Raw genomic sequence first — 18527 nt, forward strand, 5'->3', positions numbered from 1 at the left:
AACTGACGCTTTCCCTTTCCGGGGCCATGCGCTAGTCAATCGATTGAACACCGGGCGATTGAACACCGGGCGATTGAACACCGGGCGATTGAACACCGGGCGATTGAAAAACCGGGCGATTGAAACGGTCGCAACGGCGCCGCAAAGGGGACGAGCAAGAGCATGTCAGGCGACGACGACACCGCGTTGCGGTTTCCAGTGCTGATCGGCGACATCGGCGGCACCAATGCGCGCTTTTCGATCGTGCTCGACGCAAATTCGGAAGCCGGTGAGCCGCATATCGTGCAAACCGCCAATTTCGCCACCATAGACGAGGCGATCCAGGCGGCGGTGCTCGACCGGTCGTCCATCCGGCCGAATTCGGCAGTGCTGGCGATCGCCGGACCAGTCGATGGCGACGAGATCCCGCTTACCAACTGTCCCTGGGTGGTGAAGCCGAAGCAGATGTTTGCCAATCTGGGCCTGGGCGACATCGTCGTGCTCAACGATTTCGAGGCGCAGGCGCTGGCCGTCGTGGCGCTCGGCGAAGAGCATATGGAAAAGATCGGCGGCGGCACGCCGGAGGAGAATGCCGGACGCGTCGTGCTCGGCCCCGGCACCGGCCTCGGCGTCGCCGGGTTGGTTCATGCCCTCCACCACTGGATACCGGTGCCTGGCGAAGGCGGCCATATGGATATCGGTCCGCGGACGCCGCGCGATTTCGAGGTGTTCCCGCATATCGAAAAGCTGGACGGCCGCATTTCGGGCGAGCAGATCCTGTGCGGGCGCGGTCTGGTCAATGTCTACCGGGCGGTCGCCAAGGCCGACGGCAAGCCGGCGCCGTTCACCACGCCGGCCGAAATCACCGGGGCGGCGCTGGCCAAGACCGACCCGGTTGCCGAGGAAGCGCTGGCGCTGTTCGTCACCTGCCTCGGCCGCACCGCCGGCGACCTCGCGCTGGTGTTCATGAGCCGCGGCGGCGTGTTTTTGACCGGCGGCATCGCGCAAAAGATCGTTCCGGCACTGAAGGAAGGCAGTTTCCGTGCCGCCTTCGAGGACAAAGCGCCGCACAGCGCGCTGATGGCCTCGATGCCGGTCTATGTCATCATCCACCCGCTGGCGGCACTTCTGGGCCTTGCCGCCTATGCCCGCAACCCTTCGCTGTTCGGCGTCCAGACCGCGGGGCGGCGCTGGCGGGCATGATCCATTTCGTCCCGAAAACGGGTATTTTCTTGGAAATGGCTGCCGCTTTCGTGACCCCAACCTCGGGCCGCGACGAAGTTTCGCCATAGGCAAGCCGTAGCCGGGGCGCTAAGAGGGGCCGAATTCCAGCCTGGCATCCCTAGGGCCGGATGATTTCAGATCGAATCGACCTGAAATCTGAATCCGGCTCTAAATCAAAGAGATAGAGCATGATGTCGTCCGAAAACCGCTTCACACTTTTCGGCATCATGCTCTAGCAAACCACGAAGCGCCCGCGATTTGACCGCTCAAAGTCCACTCAAACTGAAAGTCCAGCCAGCTGAGGTCACTGCGGTGCTGCGCCGCATCCTGGCCGAAAACGGCAGTGAATATCGCTGGACCTATGTCGTTGCCGTCGGCTGCCTGCTGATTGTTTCCGCCACCACCGCCTTCACGGCGTGGATCATGGCCCCGATGATCAACGAGATCTTCTACGAACGACGCGGCGACATGATCGTCTGGATCTGCGCCGGGTTCATGGCCGCCTCCGTGCTGCGCGGCTTCGCCGGTTACGGCCAGGCGGTCGCGTTGGCCAAGATCGGCAACAATCTGGTCGCCCGCTACCAGAAGCGCAGCTTCGACCATCTGATGAAGCTCGGCGTCGACTTCTTCAACGATACGCGTTCCGGTCGGCTGGCGGCACAGGTCAACGAGAATGTCGGCGGCGTTCGCGATCTGCTGTCGCTGACGCTGACCTCCATCAGCCGCGACGCGGTCTCGCTGATCGCCCTCGTTGGCGTCATGATCTACCAGGATCCGGTGTTGTCGCTCAGCTCGCTGCTGATCGGGCCGCCGCTGATCTGGGCCGTCGTCTACATCACCCGCCGATTGCGGCGCATCAACCGGGAATCGGTGCTGATCAACTCGCGGCTGAACGGGTCCGTACAGGAGGCCACGCAAGGCATCGCCATCGTCAAGGCCTTCACCCTGGAAGCCGAGCTGGCGCGCCGGATCGGCATCATGGCCGATACGGCCGAGCAGCGTAACAACAAGATCGCCCGGGTCGCGGAGCGGCTGTCGCCGATTTCCGAGATTTTGGGCGGTCTCGCCATTACCTCCGTCCTTGCCTATTCCGGCTACCGGGCGCTGGTGCTCGGACAACCACCAGGCGCTGTGTTTTCCTTCATCACCGCGCTGATCATGGCCTACGATCCGGCACGGCGCCTGGCTCGTACGCAGGTCGGTATGGAACGTGCCCTGGTCAACGCCCGGATGATTTACGAGCTGCTCGACCTGGAGCCTAAACAGGGCGATGCGCCCGACGCGGTCGAAGCCAGGATCACCACCGGCGAGGTTCGCTTCGACAATGTGACGTTCGGCTACAGCGCCGACATGCCGGTGATCAGGAACCTGAGTTTCACCGCCGCGGCCGGCAAGGTTACGGCGGTGGTCGGGGCCTCGGGTGCCGGCAAGACGACGCTCGTGGCGCTGCTGCAGCGCTTCTACGATGTCGACAAGGGTTCGATCGAGATCGATGGCCAGGACATTTCCAAAGTCACCAAGCACTCGCTGCGCGGCTCGATCGCCTATGTCTCGCAGGCGCCCTATCTGTTCGAAGGCAGCATACGCGACAACATCCGTTTTGGCCGACTTTCGGCGACCGACGCCGAGATCGAGCGGGCGGCGGTGCTGGCGGCGGCCGACGAGTTCATCCGTCAGCAGCCGCAGGGCTACGACACGCCCGTCGGCGAGGGCGGCTCGACACTTTCCGGCGGCCAGCGCCAGCGCGTCTCGATTGCGCGGGCGATCGTGCGCAACGCGCCGATCCTTTTGCTCGACGAAGCGACCTCGGCGCTCGACAACGAGGCCGAGGCGCGCGTCCAGGAGGCGCTGACCCATGTGATGGAAGGGCGCACCACCATCGTGATAGCGCATCGCCTGTCGACGGTCGTCAACGCCGACCACATTATCGTGCTTGAAGAGGGGCGCCTGGTCGAGGAAGGCACCCATGCCGCACTGATGGCCGATCCAAACAGTGTCTACGCCCGCTTCCACCGCATTCAAGGCAAGAACGGACTGGGGCTTGTCGACGACTCGAAGCCCGTCCAAACTCCGGTCCTGCGCAGCCGCGCCAAGAAGGCGGTGGGGAGAACAGCATGAGCGAATCCGGCGAAATGGGCCTGGTGGTGGTGGGGGCGGCCGGCCGCATGGGCCAGACGCTGATCCGCGCCATCCATTCGATCCCCGGCGCCCGCGTCGTCGGCGCGGTCGAACGAACCGGATCGCCCTATCTCGGCAGGGATGCGGGCGAGCTTGCCGGCATCGGCATCATCAATGTGACGATCGGCGACGATCCGCTGCCGGTGTTCGCCAAGGCCGACGGCGTGCTCGATTTCACCATGCCGGCAGCCACCGTCGAATTCGCAGGCTATGCCGCGCAGGCACGCATTGCCCATGTCATCGGCACCACCGGCTGCTCGGCGGAAGACGACGCCAGGATCGAGGCCGCGGCGCGCCACGCGACGATCGTCAAATCCGGCAATATGAGCCTCGGCGTCAATCTTCTGGCGGTGCTGGTCGAGCAGGCCGCGCGCGCGCTCGGTCCAGAGGATTTCGACATCGAGATCCTCGAAATGCATCACAAGCACAAGGTCGACGCGCCGTCGGGCACCGCCTTGCTGCTCGGCGAAGCGGCGGCGGCGGGACGCGGCATTTCCCTTGCCGGCAACGATGTGCGGTCACGCGACGGCCATACCGGCGTGCGCAAGCCAGGAACGATCGGCTTTGCCAGCTTGCGCGGTGGCTCGGTGGTCGGCGACCACAGCGTCATCCTGGCCGGGACCGGCGAGCGCATCACGCTGTCGCACCATGCCGAGGACCGCGCCATCTTTGCCCGCGGCGCGGTCAAGGCCGCGCTCTGGGCGCGCGGTAAAAAGCCCGGACTTTATTCCATGCGGGACGTGCTCGGCTTGAGCTAAACTATCCATAATTTTGAAGGAGCAAACATGTCGGGAACTCTCGTGCTCGTGCGCCACGGCCAGAGCGAATGGAACCTGAAGAACCTGTTCACCGGCTGGCGCGATGTCGACCTTACCGAGCAGGGCCACAAGGAGGCCAAGGAAGCCGGCCAGAAGCTCAAGGCACGCGGCTTGAAATTCGACATTGCCTTCACCTCGGCGCTGATCCGGGCGCAGAAGACCTGCCAGCACATTCTCGACGCGGTCGGCCAGAGCGATTTGAAGACGATCCGCGACCAGGCGCTGAACGAGCGCGACTATGGCGATCTCTCCGGCCTCAACAAGGACGACGCGCGCCAGAAGTGGGGCGAGGAGCAGGTGCACATCTGGCGCCGCTCCTACGACGTGCCGCCGCCCGGCGGCGAAAGCCTGAAGGACACCGGCGCCCGCGTCTGGCCCTATTACCTGCACGACATGCAGTCGCATGTTCTGAAAGGCGGCACCGTGCTGGTCGCCGCGCATGGCAATTCGCTGCGCGCGCTGATCATGGCGCTGGACGGCAAGAGCGGCGAGGAGATCGTCAAGCTCGAGCTCGGCACCGGCGTGCCGGTGATCTACAAGCTCAACGCCGATTCCACTGTGGCGTCGAAGGACGTGCTGGAGGGGTGAGGTTTTCGGCCAGCGCATTCGCCAAGTCGGCGCTGCCCCTCATTGCCCTGCCGGGCAGTTCTCCCGGTATAGTGACGGGGAGAAAGGGCTGGCCGCAGCCTCGGCGCTCTTCTTGTGACGCAGGTGACCGGCGAAATCATCGATGAGAGCGCCCCTCTCCCCGTCACTGTACGGGGAGAGGATGCCGGCAGGCAGGTGAGGGGCGGCGCTGACCCCCGGGAAACTAAGCCGGCAGGCAGCGGCCCTCGAAAAAGCGCGTTGACACATATCGTTTGCCCGCTTACATGAGCCCGCACCAGCCCAGATGGCGGAATTGGTAGACGCGCACGGTTCAGGTCCGTGTTCCGCAAGGAGTGGAGGTTCGAGTCCTCTTCTGGGCACCAAATTCCCGTTTCGGATAAGTCCGAAATGATTTAGACGCGAAGCAAAAAAGCCCGGTTCCCGGGCTTTTTTGCTGATGAATGACAGATTGTCCAGCGGAGGGTCAATGCGGCGGGCGAACCGCTTTCATTGCTTCTTCTTCGAGTGTCTGGAGCTTCTCCCGAATCTCCTCCGGCTCGGCATGCTCCAAGCCGACGACATCGTTTCTGGTCTCATTCAGCGAAACGATAATCTCATCAAGCTTGGCGTGAATGGCGGCCGTGTCGCGGTAACCCTGGATCAGCACAACGCCGGTGATCACGATGGCCGCTACCGACAATGCGTAGGTGACCACATTGGTCAGGCCGAATGGCACCAATGCAGTACAGAGCAGCATGGCTACAAGAAGGACATAGAAGCCCGGTGGCCGGGATAGAAAGTCGCCCATCACAAAGAGGAAGCGGTTCATATCCAGGCCGCGGTCAAAAATGCCACGAGTGCGGTGACGGCTACGCAAATTGGAATTGCTGCGAGTAAGGCAGCTTCCAGGACCCAAGTTTCCTTGTCGCTAAACATCAGACATCCTCCCGTTCAGAAAACGGCTGCCCGTAGAGCCTTCACAGCGCAGCCAAAGCCCGCCGCTCCTGATCGGAGCGGCGGGCTCGCGCGTTACTCGATGATCTGCACGACCTTGCGCGTGTCGGGATCGACGAGAACCGCATGATCTCCGACAACCGTATACTTGTAGCGGACATCCGGAACGTCGATTGCGTGGAGCTCGACAGTGTCGGGAAGTGCCGTGCCGACGTTGAGTTCGACGCCGAGCAAACTGACTGAGGCCAGCTTCTGCTTATGGATATATTCGCGAACGACCGTCTGTTGTTCGGGCTTGAGAACAATAACATCCTCGGCAAACGAGGTGCCGATGCCCGCCATAAGGACGAGGGCGCCGGCGGCGCTGACGAAATATCTGGTCATGGGAATTTCCTTTTCATAGGTCAGTTCGGAAGCGTGGATACGAGCAGATCAGCCGCCACTCGCAGGGGCTGGGGCAGGTGCCGCGGGCTTTGCAGGTGCAGCCGGAGCTTCCACCTTTGGCGCTTCAACCTTGACGTTGATATCCTTGCCGCCGTCGCCGCGGATATTGATCACGCCGGTAAAAATAAGCAACACTACGACCGCAATAAGTGCAAGAACAACAGCAATCGCAGTGCCGCCGCCACCCCCAGAATTAACAACAGTTGGGCCGTCGGCCATGTGTTCCTCTCCTGTTTTATTTAGTTGCATTTGGGAAACGCCTGCCCCGCTTGAACGTTCCGCCTCGGGACTTGGGTCTTAGCTGATATCCGACTTTGGTCTGGTTCGCCGCGGACTGAAGTCACAGGAACAATCTGGCTGATCTCAAGTTCGGTCCCTCGGCGAACAGGCGTGGTGCCGTCGCCGGATTACGCGAGGAGAAAACCATGAAAATCCACTTTGCAAGTGCCGCTGCAGGCTTGTTGCTTTTGGCTGGGGTCGGCGCCGCCGCAGCTCAGGATGTCGTCATCACACCGGAGCAGGATACGGTCGTCCGCGAATACGTAAAAAAGCAGCCGCTGGCTTCGGTGAAGATCCCGGGCGTGGAGCTGAACGTCGGCAGTGCCTTGCCTGATACGGTCGAGCTGCACGAAGTTCCCAACGTCAAATACCGCTACGTCGTGGTCGACAACCGCACCGTCCTGGTCGATCCCAGCACCCGGAAAATTGTGAAGGTCTACGACTGATCGAATAGCTGCCGCCCGCCGCCGGCCATGGCGGCGGGCAGCGGATTTCACGTTGCGCTCCAGGATGATCGAAGATGATCGATGACGTCGAGACATCGCCAGCCCTCGATGCCCGCCTGGGTTCGCTCAGGGCGAGAATGCGCGATGCGCGCATAACAGAGGCCGACATGAAGACCTTTCAGAAAGTCGCATCCATCATGGTTGGCGGCAGTGGCCGCATCAGCGGCGATGACCTGATTGCAGCTTCGTTCGTCCTCGAGGACCAGCCGGAAGGCTTGTAAGGGCGAAGTACTCACGTGCGCAGGCTCCCGCAACGCTGATCCCAAGTGTTCCAAAGCGTTTGCGAAGTACAATCGCCGAACCGGTTCAAACCTGCTATCAGGTGCCTTGGGCCAGCTTCTCGCCCTGGTGCTGAACACATTCCTGCTGCCGGCGCTGGCGGCGATCCTGTTCATATCTGCGGTCAAGATCTGGAAGCCCGCTAAATCGATCCCCCTCCTGGATGTCATCCAGATGTCATACGCCTTGGCTATGTGGCGATAAATCTGGATTTGTGGATACGTGAACAAAGAGACCGCCCTTGTCGCGCTCGCGGCGCTTGGCCAGGATACAAGGCTGGAGGTTTTCCGGCTGCTGGTTCGGGCCGGTGTCGAAGGCGTGCCCGCTGGCGAGGTCGCGTCTCGCTTAAGCATCGTCCAGAACACCATGTCGGCGCATCTGAAGATACTCGGCCATGCTGGGCTGGTCCGCGCTGAGCGCGAGGGCGCACCATTCGCTATGTCGCCGACATGACCGGTTTCCGTGACTTGCTTGCTTACCCCAGGGAGGATTGCTGTAACGGTGCGCCGGAGCTTTGCCCGTCGGTAATCCAGGCGGTGACTTGCAATTGTTAAGCTGAGTGAATGCCAGGGGAGGAAGCCATGAGCGATCAGATTTACAATGGGTTGTTCCTGTGCACCGGCAATTCGGCGCGGTCGATCCTCGCGGACGCGATGCTGAACCGTGTCGGCGCCGACAGGTTCAAGGCCTTTTCTGCCGGCTCCCATTCGAAGGGTTCGGTCCATCCCTATACGCTGCAGCTTCTGAAGACCGTTTGCGACAACGCAGCCAATGAGTCCTGTCCCGTATGGCCCGGTCAGCCGATGACGTCTCATTGGGGGAGCCCGTTCACGCAACCGTCGAGGCAATCTTCGTCAGCCTGCCGATGAATACGGTCGATAAGCTTGCCTTGCAGAAGCGCCTGAATGAGATCGGTCGCAATCACCCCAATGCAGGCTGAGCAGCATGGCCACTGATTCGTCCCGACGCCTCGCCGCCGAAGCGCTCGGCACCACCATGCTGGTTGCCGCCGTTGTCGGTTCGGGCATCATGGCCGATCGCTTGACCGACGACGTGGCGCTTTCGCTCCTCGGCAACACGATCCCGACCGGCGCTATTCTGGTGGTGCTGATCACCATTCTTGGGCCGATCTCCGGTGCGCATTTCAATCCGGCCGTCACGCTGGTGTTCGCGCTTCGACGTGAGATTGAAGCCAGAACAGGGTTGGCTTACGCTGTCGCCCAAATTCTGGGTGGCATTGCCGGAACGTTCCTAGCGCACGCGATGTTCGAACTGCCGATCCTGCAGGTGTCCGAAACCGTGCGAACCGGAAGCGGCCAATGGATCGCAGAGTTGGTGGCCGCCTTCGGCTTGGTGTTCACCATCCTTGCCGGCTTGCGCTTTCGCAGTGATGCCATTCCCTGGCTGGTCGGGCTCTACATCACCGCCGCGTATTGGTTCACGGCATCGACCTCGTTCGTCCGGCGGTCGCCATTGCGCGCGCGTTTTCCAACACGTTCGCCGGGGTCCGGCCGCTCGATGTCCCGGCCTTCATCGTCGCCGAACTACTGGGCGCGCTGCTCGCCGTGGCTCTGGCCGGCTGGCTGCTTTCAGAACCCAAACCCGAGTCACAGATGAAAGCTGCCCAATGACCATCACCATCTATCACAATCCGTTTGCGGCACCTCGCGCAACACCCTGGCGATCATTCGCCAGTCCGGCGAGGAGCCGGAGGTGATCGAGTACCTCAAGACGCCTCCTTCGCTCGAAAAGCTGATCGAGCTGATTGCGGCGATGGGGATGACACCGCGCGATTTGCTGCGCGAGAAGGGTACCCCCTTTGCCGAACTCAACCTCGGCGATCCCAAGTGGAGCGACGACGAGATCCTCGATTTCATGCTGGCGCATCCGATCCTGATCAACCGGCCGATCGTGGTGACGCCGCTCGGCGCCATGCTCGCCCGGCCGTCGGAAGCCGTCCTCGGCATCCTTCCAAATCCGCAGATCGGCGCCTTCACAAAGGAGGACGGTGAGGTCGTCATGAATGCCGAGGGCAAACGCGTCGTCCGAGCAACGCGTTATTTCGACGGCAATCGAAACAACGCTTGATTGCGTCGGTCACTGGCGTATTGTATTTCGATGAGACTCGAACAAGCAGCAAAACAGCTCGAGGCGCTCGGCAATCCGACGCGGCTGAACCTCTATCGCACACTGGTCAGGGCCGGTGCAGCCGGCAGGCCGGTCGGCTACCTGCAGGAAAGTCTCGGCATCGCCGCATCGACGCTGTCGCACCATCTGCACCGGCTGATCCTGACCGGCCTCGTGACTCAGGAGCGGCAGGCAACGACGCTGATCTGTCGCGCTAACTATCCCATCATGAACGACCTCATCGGCTTCCTCGCCGACGAATGCTGCGCCGACGTCGCCTGCAATCCTACCGAAGGCGAGGCCGCGGCATAATTTTTGGTTCTATTTCGATAATCCCGGAAGGATGGAAACTATGGTTTCTCGAAGCGATCTCCCCGTTGCCATCATCGGCGCCGGTCCTGTTGGCCTGGCGGCAGCCGTCCATCTGCTGAAGCAGGGCCTGCCAGTAAAGCTCTATGAATCGGGTAGCGAAGTTGCGTCCGCCCTGCGGGATTGGGGTCATGTCAAAGTGTTCACGCCCTGGCGCTACTGCGTCGACCAGGCGGCCCGAAAATTGCTCGAGGTCCATGGCTGGCGCATGCCGGAGCCAGAGGCATTCCCCACCGCCACCGAGCTTGTCGAGCATTACCTGGAGCCGCTTGCCAAGCTGCCGGAACTGACGCCGGTGATCGAAACCGGCGCCCGCGTCGTTGGCATCTCGCGTTGGGGCGCCGACAAGGTGTTGAGCAAGGCACGCGGGACGCGGCCCTTCATGCTGGTGGTCGAAACGGCCAATGGCACAAGGCGCGATCGCGCCTACGCCGTGATCGATGCATCCGGCACCTGGCAGACGCCAAATCCGCTCGGTGCGGGCGGAATCGCGGCCGAGGGCGAGGCCGAGAATGCCGGCCGTATCGCCTATGGAGTTCCTGATATTCTCGGCCGTGACCGCGCTCTTTATGCCGGCCGCACGACGCTGGTTGCCGGCTCGGGGCACTCGGCCGCTAATGCCTTGCTCGACCTCGCCACACTGGCCGATGCCGAGCCCGGCACGGCGTTCATCTGGGTAACGCGCGGCACCGACCTCGTGCGCATCTATGGCGGCGGCGACGCCGATGCCTTGCCGGCGCGCGGCGAGCTTGGCGCCGATGTTCGCGACCTGGCGGAAAGCGGCCGCGTCTCGCTTGTGACAGGATTTTCAACCGTCGCCATCCGTGCCCAGGAAGATCGCTTGATCGTCGAAGGCGAGACGGCAGGCGGTTTGCGCCAGGTAGGCCCTATCGACCGCATCATCGCCGCAACCGGGCAGCGCCCCGACCTCTCGCTGACCAGGGAGCTCCGCCTCGACCTCGATCCGTGGCTTGAAAGCGTCAAGGCACTGGGGCCGCTCATCGATCCCAACGAGCATTCCTGCGGCGATGTGCCGCCGCATGGCCATCGCCAGCTCAGCCATCCCGAGCCCGATTTCTATACGGTCGGAATCAAGAGCTACGGCAGGGCGCCGACCTTCCTGCTGCTGACGGGTTATGAACAGGTCCGCTCCGTCGCCGCCGCGCTTGCCGGCGATATGGCTTCCGCCGACGTAGTGCAACTGGTGTTGCCGGAAACCGGGGTCTGTACGGTGCCGTCTTCTGCACTTGGCGCTGCCTCCAAAGGCTGTTGCGGCGGCCCGGTAGCAGAGGAGGCGGATGCGTGCTGCGTCGCCGATGCCGCCGCAAAAGCTGTCGGCAAGGGTGGGTGCGGTTGCGGCGTTGCCGCGTGAGCTTGCTGCCATCATCGACCGCCGGCGTGCGCAGCCGCGGCACGATCGTCACGGCGCTTGGCCTTACACAGATCATGGCGTGGGGCTCCTCCTACTACCTGCCGGCCGTCATTGCGCCGGCAGTGTCGGCTGAGACCGGCTGGTCGTTTCCTTGGGTGATCGGCAGCCTGTCGCTCGGCCTGCTCGTCGCGGGCCTGATCTCGCCGCATGTCGGCGCCGCGATCGAACGCCATGGAGGGCGCGTGACGCTGGCCTTCAGCGCCCTCTGCCTCGGCTTCGGCCAACTCGTCCTCTCCGTGTCTGCTAGTCTGGCTGTTTTTGTCATCGGCTGGCTGATCATGGGTTTTGGCATGGGGGCCGGCCTGTACGACGCGGCCTTCGGCACGCTTGGCCGTCTCTATGGCCGCAACGCTCGCTCGACCATTACCAGCCTCACCCTGTTTGGCGGCTTCGCCAGCACCATGTGCTGGCCGATTTCGGCCTTTCTGCTCGACACGTTTGGCTGGCGCGGCGTGTGCCTGGTCTATGCTGCGATCCAGCTTTGTATGGCGCTGCCGGTCTATCTGCTCATCTTGCCACGCGGCGTTCCCGCCGAAACGACGCCCGCAGCCGCCATTGAGCCCGAAACGGGTCTAGCGCCGCGAACCCTGCCGCTTATGGCCACGCTTGCAGCAAGTATCACCCTGTCCGCCGTCATTTCCTCCACCCTATCGGTTCATCTGCTGACTATCCTGCAATCGGCCGGCCTGGCGCTGGGCGCGGCGGTCGGCCTCGGCGCGCTGGTCGGCCCGTCCCAGGTCGGCGCCCGCGCGGTCGAGATGGCGATCGCCCGCTATCACCATCCGATCTGGACCAAGCTGGCGTCGGTGACTTTTGTGGTCATAGGCGTGGCGACGCTCTGGATCGACCTGCCTGTCCTGCCGGTCGCTCTGATTTTCTACGGCGCCGGCATCGGCCTGGAATCAATCGCGCGCGGCACGCTGCCGCTCGCCCTGTTTGGCGCCACCGGCTATGCGAAGCTGATGGGCACGCTCGCCATGCCGAGCTTGATCGCCCAAGCTGCGGCGCCGTCCGTAGGCGCGCTGCTCTTGCAGCATACCGGTGAACGCGGACTGCTGACGGCACTGCTCGGGCTCGCCCTGATAAACATCGCACTGGTCGGCGCGCTGTTTGCCCTGCAACGCGGGGCTATGCGGCGTGCTCGCACAAGTTAGCTCCAGCTTGAGGCACGGCGTGAAGTCTCGGTGCTTGCCCCCCACGATCGCGAGGTACGAAGTCAAAAAGCGGTCAATGTGCTTAGCGATCTAGAGTCGACTTCAGCCGCCGTTTCGAATGATGGCGCCCCGCGATCACGAGATTTGTCGATAATAATCGATATAAGGCTGTATTCGCGACTATTCGATCGCTCTTCCATAGTGGGCGATTAGATAAAATTGGAAATGACATCCCATGTCTGAGGAGATCAAGGCCTTGGGGCCGGCATCAGCATGATTGAACCGCAGCTACCGCAAGTTGACAGCGATCATCGGGCGGATCTGGTTTGGTACGAAGTCTTAATACGTCTCACCTAAGGTCCAACTTTGACTTCGGGAGCGCGACGTTCGACAGACATATCTCCGCAGGTTACATTCGCCAGTCAGACAGCGCTCCGCACTCGAATGGATGTCTCTGAATGCCGGGCCTCACGCCTTCACGACCGCACCCGAGAACCTTGGGATGGATGGGCACGACAGCGCTCGCCATGGGTGGCAGCAATCAAAGTCTGTTTCTGATTGCCGCCCTTTTTGTCGGCCAGGGGAATATTCCCGGTCAAGGAAGCGCTGCGGTTCCTTTGCTCGTTGTTGGTCTGCTTCTAAGCTGGGCCGCCGCGCCTGCGTGGACCGAATTGGTTCTCATGTGGCCAAACCGCGTCGGCGGTATCTCTGCAGCGTGCGCCGAAGCCTTCCGACCTTACAGTCCCGTTCTCTCGGCTCTGACGGGCACCTGCTATTGGTGGGGTTGGGTGCCGACCTGCGGACTGACAGCGGTTCTTTCAGCGTCTGCAATACAGCAATGGTACCTGCCGGGCCTCCCCGTGGAGGCGGTCGCCTGCGGGCTCATCGCATTCTTTACGGCGGTCAACCTGTGTGGAATCAAGTGGGTGGTCCAACTGGCGATCCCGATCGCCACTGCCTCCGCGACGCTTGCGTTTCTCTCATCCCTCGTCCCGGTCATCAGTGGCTCGGTCGACTGGCGGCAGGCGACGGATTTTGCCCTGACCAGCCCGTTTACCGGCCTGTTCGGCGATATCACGTCGGTGATGGCGGGACTGTACCTGATCGGGTTTGCCGCACCGGCATTTGAGGCTGCAGCCTGCCATGTTGGCGAAACCATCGATCCCAACCGCAACATTCCTCTGGCGATGTGGGCCAGCGCCGCAATGGCCGGCGTCTATTTCCTGGTCCTGCCGGTTGTCTGGCTGGGTGTGCTCGGGCCGGAGCCGCTAGGCACCGACCTCGCCATAGCTCTCGGGCCCACCTTTGCGCCCTTGTTGGGGAGTTTCGGCAAGGCGGCCGCCATCTGGCTCATCATGCTGAACATGTTCCATGGAACGTTGCAGCCATTGGCAGGCGCCGCGCGGACCCTTGCGCAGCTGAGCGAAGACGGCCTGCTGCCGAGCTTCCTGGCCAGGCGCACCTCAACAGATTGTCCCTGGGCGGCAACGCTGCTCACAGCTGCTGCGGCAATCGGCTTCATGCTGTGCGGGTATCCGCTCTGGATGATCGCCGCGGCCAATTTTACGTACCTGATCAGCATCTGCATGCCAAACATCGCAGTCTGGCTCTTGCGCCGTGACAGTCCCGAAGCCGAGCGACCCTTCCGGGCTCCCAGGGGAACGATCATCCTTGGCGTAGGCGCGGCTGCAATATGGCTGTTGACCGCCATACTGGGATTTCAGCAATTTGGCCTTCCTACCGTCCTGTTCGGTCTGGCTTTGGCATATTCGGGTGCTGCGCTCTACGCCTGGCGCACGATGGAGGATCGATACGCACTCGGTCTACCCTTGCTGCCACATACGCTTCACCTGAAGCTGACCGGAGCCATGCTTTTTGTGCTCGTGCTTGACGGTGCCGGCTATTTCCTGGCGATCGGCAGCGTTCCCCAAGGCGACACTTCATTGGTCGCCGCGCTGGAGGACATTTTTGTCGTTGTCGCGCTGCTGACCATCAGCGTTGGCCTGATCTTGCCGGGAATGATCACCCATTCGGCGACAGAGGTGAGCAACGCGGCAAAGCGTCTGACATCCGGAACGCTGAAGGACTTCTCTCTCGCCATGGTCGCCCTGGGGCGGGGAGACCTCGCGGCGGCGCATGCCTCCGTGAATATCATGCCGGTTACGGTAAACTCTCGTGACGAACTTGGAGAGATGGCCGAAAGCTTCAACCTGCTCCAGGACAAGGTGAGGGAAGCCGCCCACGGCCTGGACGACGCGCGCGAGAACATGAACGTAGCGCGCACCGAACTGATGGCACGGCATGAGGAAATCGCGCATCTCGCGCACCACGATCCGCTTACCGGCCTAGCGAACCGAGCCGCGCTTGCAGCACACCTGGCCACGACACTCGAGCGCGCAAAAGCAACGCACGCCAGCTTTGCCGTCTTCAGCATCGACCTTGACCATTTTAAAGAGGCGAACGACGTTTTCGGGCACGCCGCCGGCGACGATCTGCTTTGCACCATTTCCCGGCGTCTCCAAACCGCGGCGCCTGAGGCCTTTATCGCGCGCATGGGCGGCGACGAATTCACGGTTGTCCTGGCCATGGATGACCGGTCCGCGAGTGCCAAGGACGTTGCGGACCGTCTGTTCGAATCGGCGGCAGGCAAATTCGAAATCCGGGGCCAGCACATTTCGATCGGGGTGAGCATCGGGGCGGCGATCTATCCGAAAGACGGAGAGAATGCAGCGGCGCTGATGGCAAATGCCGACGCAGCGCTCTACCGGGCCAAGGCGGACGGTCGTCGAATGGTGCAATTCTTCGATCCTGAGATGGATAAGCGGCTAAGAGAGCGCTACGCCTTGCAGCGAGATTTGCGCTCTGCGGTCGCCCATGGCGAACTTGTGCTTCATTATCAGCCGCAAGCCAGGATGGACGGCGAAATCTTCGGTTTCGAGGCACTCGCCCGATGGCACCATCCAAAGCATGGGCTCATCTCCCCAAACGCGTTTGTCTCGCTTGCCGAACAGGATGGCACGATCGTTGAGATAGGTGAATGGACGCTCAGGCAAGCGTGCAGAGACGCGGCCTCCTGGCCCTCACCGCTGCAGATCGCCGTCAACCTCTCTCCCGTGCAATTCCGTTTCGGGGACCTGGTAGGCCTCGTTCATTCTATCCTCTACGAGACCGGCCTTGCTCCGGGGCGGCTGGAACTGGAAATCACGGAAGGGGTTCTCATCCGCGACCGGGCAACTGCCTTGTCGGTTTTGCGGAGGTTGAAGGCGTTGGGCGTCAGGGTCTCGATGGATGATTTTGGCACCGGGTATGCCTCGCTGTCCTCGCTGCAGGCGTTTCCATTCGACAAGATCAAGATCGATCGCAGTTTTGTTTCGGGTGTCGGTTCGAATGTCCAATCGGCCGCCATCGTGCGCACGATACTCAGCCTGGGGAATGCGCTGGCCTTGCCTGTCATCGCGGAGGGTGTCGAAACAGAGGACGAGCGTGCCTTCCTGATGAGGGAAGGATGTCCCGAAATCCAAGGATATCTGGTGGGGCGCCCGCATCCGATAGCGCTCTACAAAAATGTGACGAATGGGATTTCGCCAGTATCTGCCTTCGCGGAGCCCAAGGATACCACCGCACCCCAGGCGCTTGGCGTAACGCGATAGCCCGGCGCCGACGGTCGGCGCGCTGCTCTTGCAGCATACTGGTGAGCGAGGACTGCTGGCGGTACTGCTCGGGCTCGCCCTTATAAAGGTCGCACTGGTCGGCGCGCTGTTTGCCTTGCAGCGCGGGGCCATGCGAAGCATCCGAACCAGCTGGCGCGGGAGCCACCTCCCCTTCCGGCCAATCCCCCAACAAACCACTTCAAACCCGGCGGCCGTGGCGCTACGCTCGCACCTATGGCCCCACCCACCCAGCCGATCACCGTCACCCGCCGCGACCAGATGTTTCCCATCCTGGGCGACGCCGATATCGAGCGCATGCGCCGGTTCGGCGAGGCGAGTTCCTATGCCGCCGGCGAGCACATCGTCACCGCCGGCACCGTGGCGCCGGGGCTGATCGTCATCCTGTCGGGCACGGTCGATATCACCCAGGATGTCAGGCCCGGCCGGCGCGAGACCATCGTCACTCATGGTCCCGGCAATTTCATCGGCGAGCTGGCGCAGCTTTCCAGCCGGCCGTCGCTGGTCAATGCGGAGGCGGCCGAGCCGGTCGAGGCCTTCGTCATCCCCTCGCAGCGGCTGCGCGACCTGATGGTGCAGGAGGCAAGCCTTGGCGAGCGGATCATGCGGGCGCTGATCCTGCGCCGCGTCGGGCTCCTGGAAAGCGGCAGCAGCGGACCGATCGTCGTAGGCCCGGCCGGCAATGGCGACACGCTGCGGCTGCAGGGGTTTCTGCGCCGCAGCGGCCAGCCGCACCGCGCGCTCGATTCCGACAGCGACCCGTGCGCCAAGACGCTGATTGAGCATTTTCATGTTGACCCGCACCATCTGCCGATCGTGCTCTGCCCCAACGGCAAGCTGATGCACAATCCCGGCGAAACCGAACTTGCCCGCTGCATCGGCCTGCTGCGGCCGATCGATCCCGACATGGTCTATGACGTCGCCATTGTCGGCGCCGGGCCGGCGGGGCTGGCGGCCGCGGTCTATGCGGCATCCGAAGGGCTGTCGACCATCGTGCTCGATTGCCGCGCCTTCGGCGGCCAGGCCGGCGCCTCCGCGCGCATCGAGAACTATCTGGGTTTCCCCACCGGCATTTCCGGCATGGCGCTGATGGCGCGCGCCTATAACCAGGCGCAGAAATTCGGCGTCGAAATAGTCATCCCCGACGAGGCCAAGCTGCTCGGTGCAGCAGGCGAGGGCTACACGCTCGCCGTCGGCGACGGTGAAAGCCTGCGCGCGCGCACGGTGGTGATCGCCAGCGGCGCCCGCTACCGCCGCCTCGACATCGCCAAGCTGGCCGAGTTCGAGGGCACGTCGGTGCATTACTGGGCCTCGCCGATCGAGGCGCGGCTATGCACAGGGCAAGAAGTGGCGCTGGTCGGCGCCGGCAATTCGGCGGGGCAGGCGGCGGTCTATCTCGCCAGCCAGGTCCGCAAGGTGACGATGCTGGCGCGCCGCGGCGGCCTCAGGGAAACCATGTCGCGCTATCTGGTCGAGCGTATCGAGGCGCAACCGAACATCGAGGTGCTTGGCGAGACCGAGATCGAGGCGCTGGAAGGCGAAGGCGGCAATCTCACCCAGTTGCGTTGGCGCAACCCCGGCGGCGTCGAGACGCGGCCGATCCAGCATCTCTTCCTGTTCATCGGCGCCGACCCCAACACCGATTGGCTGGCTGGGTGCGATATCGCGCTCGACGCCAGGGGTTTCGTGCGCACCGGCGCCGACATAGGGGCGGGCCAGATGGAGACCAGCCGCAGCGGCGTGTTCGCCATCGGCGACGTGCGCGCAGGCTCGGTCAAGCGGGTCGCCGCCGCCGTCGGCGAAGGCGCCCAGGTGGTGGCTGCCTTGCACGCCTATCTCGCGCGACCCGACGCAGCAGCGCCCGAACTGGCCAGGAGAGCATAATGGATGAATGCAAACACACGCGCGACATCAAGACGGTGACGCCGAGCGCGCTCGGCTGCGAGGAATGCCTGAAGAGCGGCTCGATGTGGGTGCATCTCAGGCTCTGCCGCACCTGCGGCCATGTCGGCTGCTGCGACGACTCGCCCAACCGCCACGCCACCAAGCATTTCCACTCCACCAAGCATCCGATCATCGAAGGCTACGACCCGCCGGAAGGCTGGGCCTGGTGCTTTGTCGACGAGGCGTTCATCGACCTCGAGGGCGACGTGACGCCGCAGAACGGGCCGATCCCGAAGTTTTTCTGAGGCGGCCGACTGTCGGCCGACCGCTGCGCCTATTTCACCGAGCCAGTAACCGTGCGGTCTATGGCATTGGGATTGTGGTCGTTGCCGGCAAGTGCGGCAATGATCAGAAGACTGGCGACGACCGGGACGAACAGGATGGCCACGCGGGCCTGCACATAAAAGATGGCTCGCCATTCGCTGCGCTTTTCCGGGCTGTTGTCCATCACACTCACTCTCGCCATGCCACCCCAAGCGGGACATAGCGGCGAAGGGTTAAGCAAAGGCTGCTGAATGTGTTAACGCGCGGCGGATTGGGATTTAATCTTGACGGTCAGCGCCGCCCCTCATTGTCATCGGTAC

At 62.8% G+C, this 18527-nt stretch carries 17 protein-coding genes, 1 tRNA gene and 4 pseudogenes; 18 read left to right on the top strand and 4 right to left on the bottom strand.

Going from position 1 to position 18527, the window contains the following annotated elements; all coding sequences use genetic code 11:
* Positions 1 to 162 precede the first annotated feature (162 nt).
* The 5 genes from NKJ57_RS11865 to NKJ57_RS11885 all read left to right on the top strand — a co-directional run bounded on the left by NKJ57_RS11865 (position 163) and on the right by NKJ57_RS11885 (position 5170).
* On the top strand, positions 163 to 1182 hold the full coding sequence (locus NKJ57_RS11865; protein WP_352510721.1) for a glucokinase: 1020 nt from the start codon (positions 163 to 165) through the stop codon (positions 1180 to 1182).
* 279 nt (positions 1183 to 1461) lie between these two features.
* Positions 1462 to 3321: an ABC transporter ATP-binding protein gene (locus tag NKJ57_RS11870; RefSeq protein WP_023741995.1), complete on the top strand. Its 1860-nt coding sequence runs from the start codon at positions 1462 to 1464 to the stop codon at positions 3319 to 3321.
* Positions 3318 to 4139, top strand: coding sequence for a 4-hydroxy-tetrahydrodipicolinate reductase (gene dapB, locus NKJ57_RS11875; protein WP_023687567.1), 822 nt, complete (start codon positions 3318 to 3320; stop codon positions 4137 to 4139). The genes NKJ57_RS11870 and dapB overlap by 4 nt, the downstream gene beginning before the upstream one ends.
* Positions 4140 to 4166: 27 nt before the next feature.
* A complete protein-coding gene (locus NKJ57_RS11880) occupies positions 4167 to 4787 on the top strand; it encodes a 2,3-bisphosphoglycerate-dependent phosphoglycerate mutase (protein ID WP_023672068.1) in 621 nt (206 codons plus the stop codon).
* Between the two features lie 298 nt (positions 4788 to 5085).
* Positions 5086 to 5170, top strand: a tRNA-Leu gene (locus NKJ57_RS11885).
* Positions 5171 to 5271: 101 nt separating this feature from the next.
* Here the strand turns inward: NKJ57_RS11885 and NKJ57_RS11890 are convergent.
* From NKJ57_RS11890 to NKJ57_RS11900, 3 genes are all read right to left on the bottom strand, one after another.
* Positions 5272 to 5616, bottom strand: coding sequence for a low affinity iron permease family protein (locus NKJ57_RS11890; protein WP_023672069.1), 345 nt, complete (start codon positions 5614 to 5616; stop codon positions 5272 to 5274).
* A 200-nt stretch (positions 5617 to 5816) separates the two neighbouring features.
* Entirely contained in the window at positions 5817 to 6125 is a 309-nt protein-coding gene (locus NKJ57_RS11895; RefSeq protein ID WP_023672071.1) for a DUF1236 domain-containing protein, read from the bottom strand.
* Between the two features lie 48 nt (positions 6126 to 6173).
* Positions 6174 to 6404, bottom strand: a complete 231-nt coding sequence (locus NKJ57_RS11900) for a hypothetical protein (protein ID WP_033001362.1) — start codon at positions 6402 to 6404, stop codon at positions 6174 to 6176.
* Between the two features lie 206 nt (positions 6405 to 6610).
* Here NKJ57_RS11900 and NKJ57_RS11905 point away from each other — a divergent pair, with 206 nt between their 5' ends.
* The 13 genes and pseudogenes from NKJ57_RS11905 (at position 6611) to NKJ57_RS11965 (ending at position 18188) form a co-directional block, all read left to right on the top strand.
* Positions 6611 to 6910, top strand: a complete 300-nt coding sequence (locus NKJ57_RS11905; RefSeq protein ID WP_023681215.1) for a DUF1236 domain-containing protein — start codon at positions 6611 to 6613, stop codon at positions 6908 to 6910.
* A 74-nt stretch (positions 6911 to 6984) separates the two neighbouring features.
* The gene (locus NKJ57_RS11910) at positions 6985 to 7191 is read left to right on the top strand and encodes a hypothetical protein (protein ID WP_023698078.1); all 207 of its coding nucleotides are present in this window, start codon (positions 6985 to 6987) and stop codon (positions 7189 to 7191) included.
* A gap of 106 nt (positions 7192 to 7297) precedes the next feature.
* Positions 7298 to 7453 carry a hypothetical protein gene (locus NKJ57_RS11915; protein WP_352510722.1) on the top strand — a complete coding sequence of 52 codons (156 nt, stop codon included), beginning with the start codon at positions 7298 to 7300 and terminating at the stop codon, positions 7451 to 7453.
* A gap of 18 nt (positions 7454 to 7471) precedes the next feature.
* Positions 7472 to 7803 (top strand): annotated as a pseudogene (locus NKJ57_RS11920) (ArsR/SmtB family transcription factor).
* A gap of 27 nt (positions 7804 to 7830) precedes the next feature.
* A pseudogene (locus NKJ57_RS11925) lies at positions 7831 to 8189 on the top strand (arsenate reductase/protein-tyrosine-phosphatase family protein).
* Between the two features lie 5 nt (positions 8190 to 8194).
* Positions 8195 to 8880 (top strand): annotated as a pseudogene (locus tag NKJ57_RS11930) (aquaporin).
* A pseudogene (gene arsC, locus NKJ57_RS11935) lies at positions 8877 to 9337 on the top strand (arsenate reductase (glutaredoxin)). Before NKJ57_RS11930 ends, arsC begins: the two co-directional pseudogenes overlap by 4 nt.
* A 30-nt stretch (positions 9338 to 9367) precedes the next feature.
* Positions 9368 to 9688, top strand: a complete 321-nt coding sequence (locus NKJ57_RS11940; RefSeq protein WP_352510724.1) for an ArsR/SmtB family transcription factor — start codon at positions 9368 to 9370, stop codon at positions 9686 to 9688.
* 40 nt (positions 9689 to 9728) lie between these two features.
* Positions 9729 to 11117 (top strand): NAD(P)-binding protein, encoded by a 1389-nt coding sequence (locus NKJ57_RS11945; protein WP_352510725.1) that lies wholly within the window; start codon positions 9729 to 9731, stop codon positions 11115 to 11117.
* Between the two features lie 26 nt (positions 11118 to 11143).
* Entirely contained in the window at positions 11144 to 12331 is a 1188-nt protein-coding gene (locus NKJ57_RS11950; RefSeq protein WP_502904794.1) for an MFS transporter, read from the top strand.
* Between the two features lie 506 nt (positions 12332 to 12837).
* On the top strand, positions 12838 to 15981 hold the full coding sequence (locus tag NKJ57_RS11955; RefSeq protein WP_352510727.1) for an amino acid permease: 3144 nt from the start codon (positions 12838 to 12840) through the stop codon (positions 15979 to 15981).
* A 234-nt stretch (positions 15982 to 16215) separates the two neighbouring features.
* Complete coding sequence (locus NKJ57_RS11960; RefSeq protein ID WP_352510728.1) at positions 16216 to 17883, top strand: FAD-dependent oxidoreductase; 1668 nt, start codon at positions 16216 to 16218, stop codon at positions 17881 to 17883.
* Complete coding sequence (locus NKJ57_RS11965; RefSeq protein ID WP_023726734.1) at positions 17883 to 18188, top strand: UBP-type zinc finger domain-containing protein; 306 nt, start codon at positions 17883 to 17885, stop codon at positions 18186 to 18188. The genes NKJ57_RS11960 and NKJ57_RS11965 overlap by 1 nt, the downstream gene beginning before the upstream one ends.
* A 29-nt stretch (positions 18189 to 18217) precedes the next feature.
* On the opposite strand, the gene NKJ57_RS11970 is transcribed toward NKJ57_RS11965, so the two are convergent.
* Positions 18218 to 18391, bottom strand: a complete 174-nt coding sequence (locus tag NKJ57_RS11970) for a hypothetical protein (protein ID WP_352443639.1) — start codon at positions 18389 to 18391, stop codon at positions 18218 to 18220.
* Between the last annotated feature and the right edge of the window lie 136 nt (positions 18392 to 18527).

The organism is Mesorhizobium sp. M0077, assembly GCF_040322955.1.
GTDB lineage: Bacteria > Pseudomonadota > Alphaproteobacteria > Rhizobiales > Rhizobiaceae > Mesorhizobium.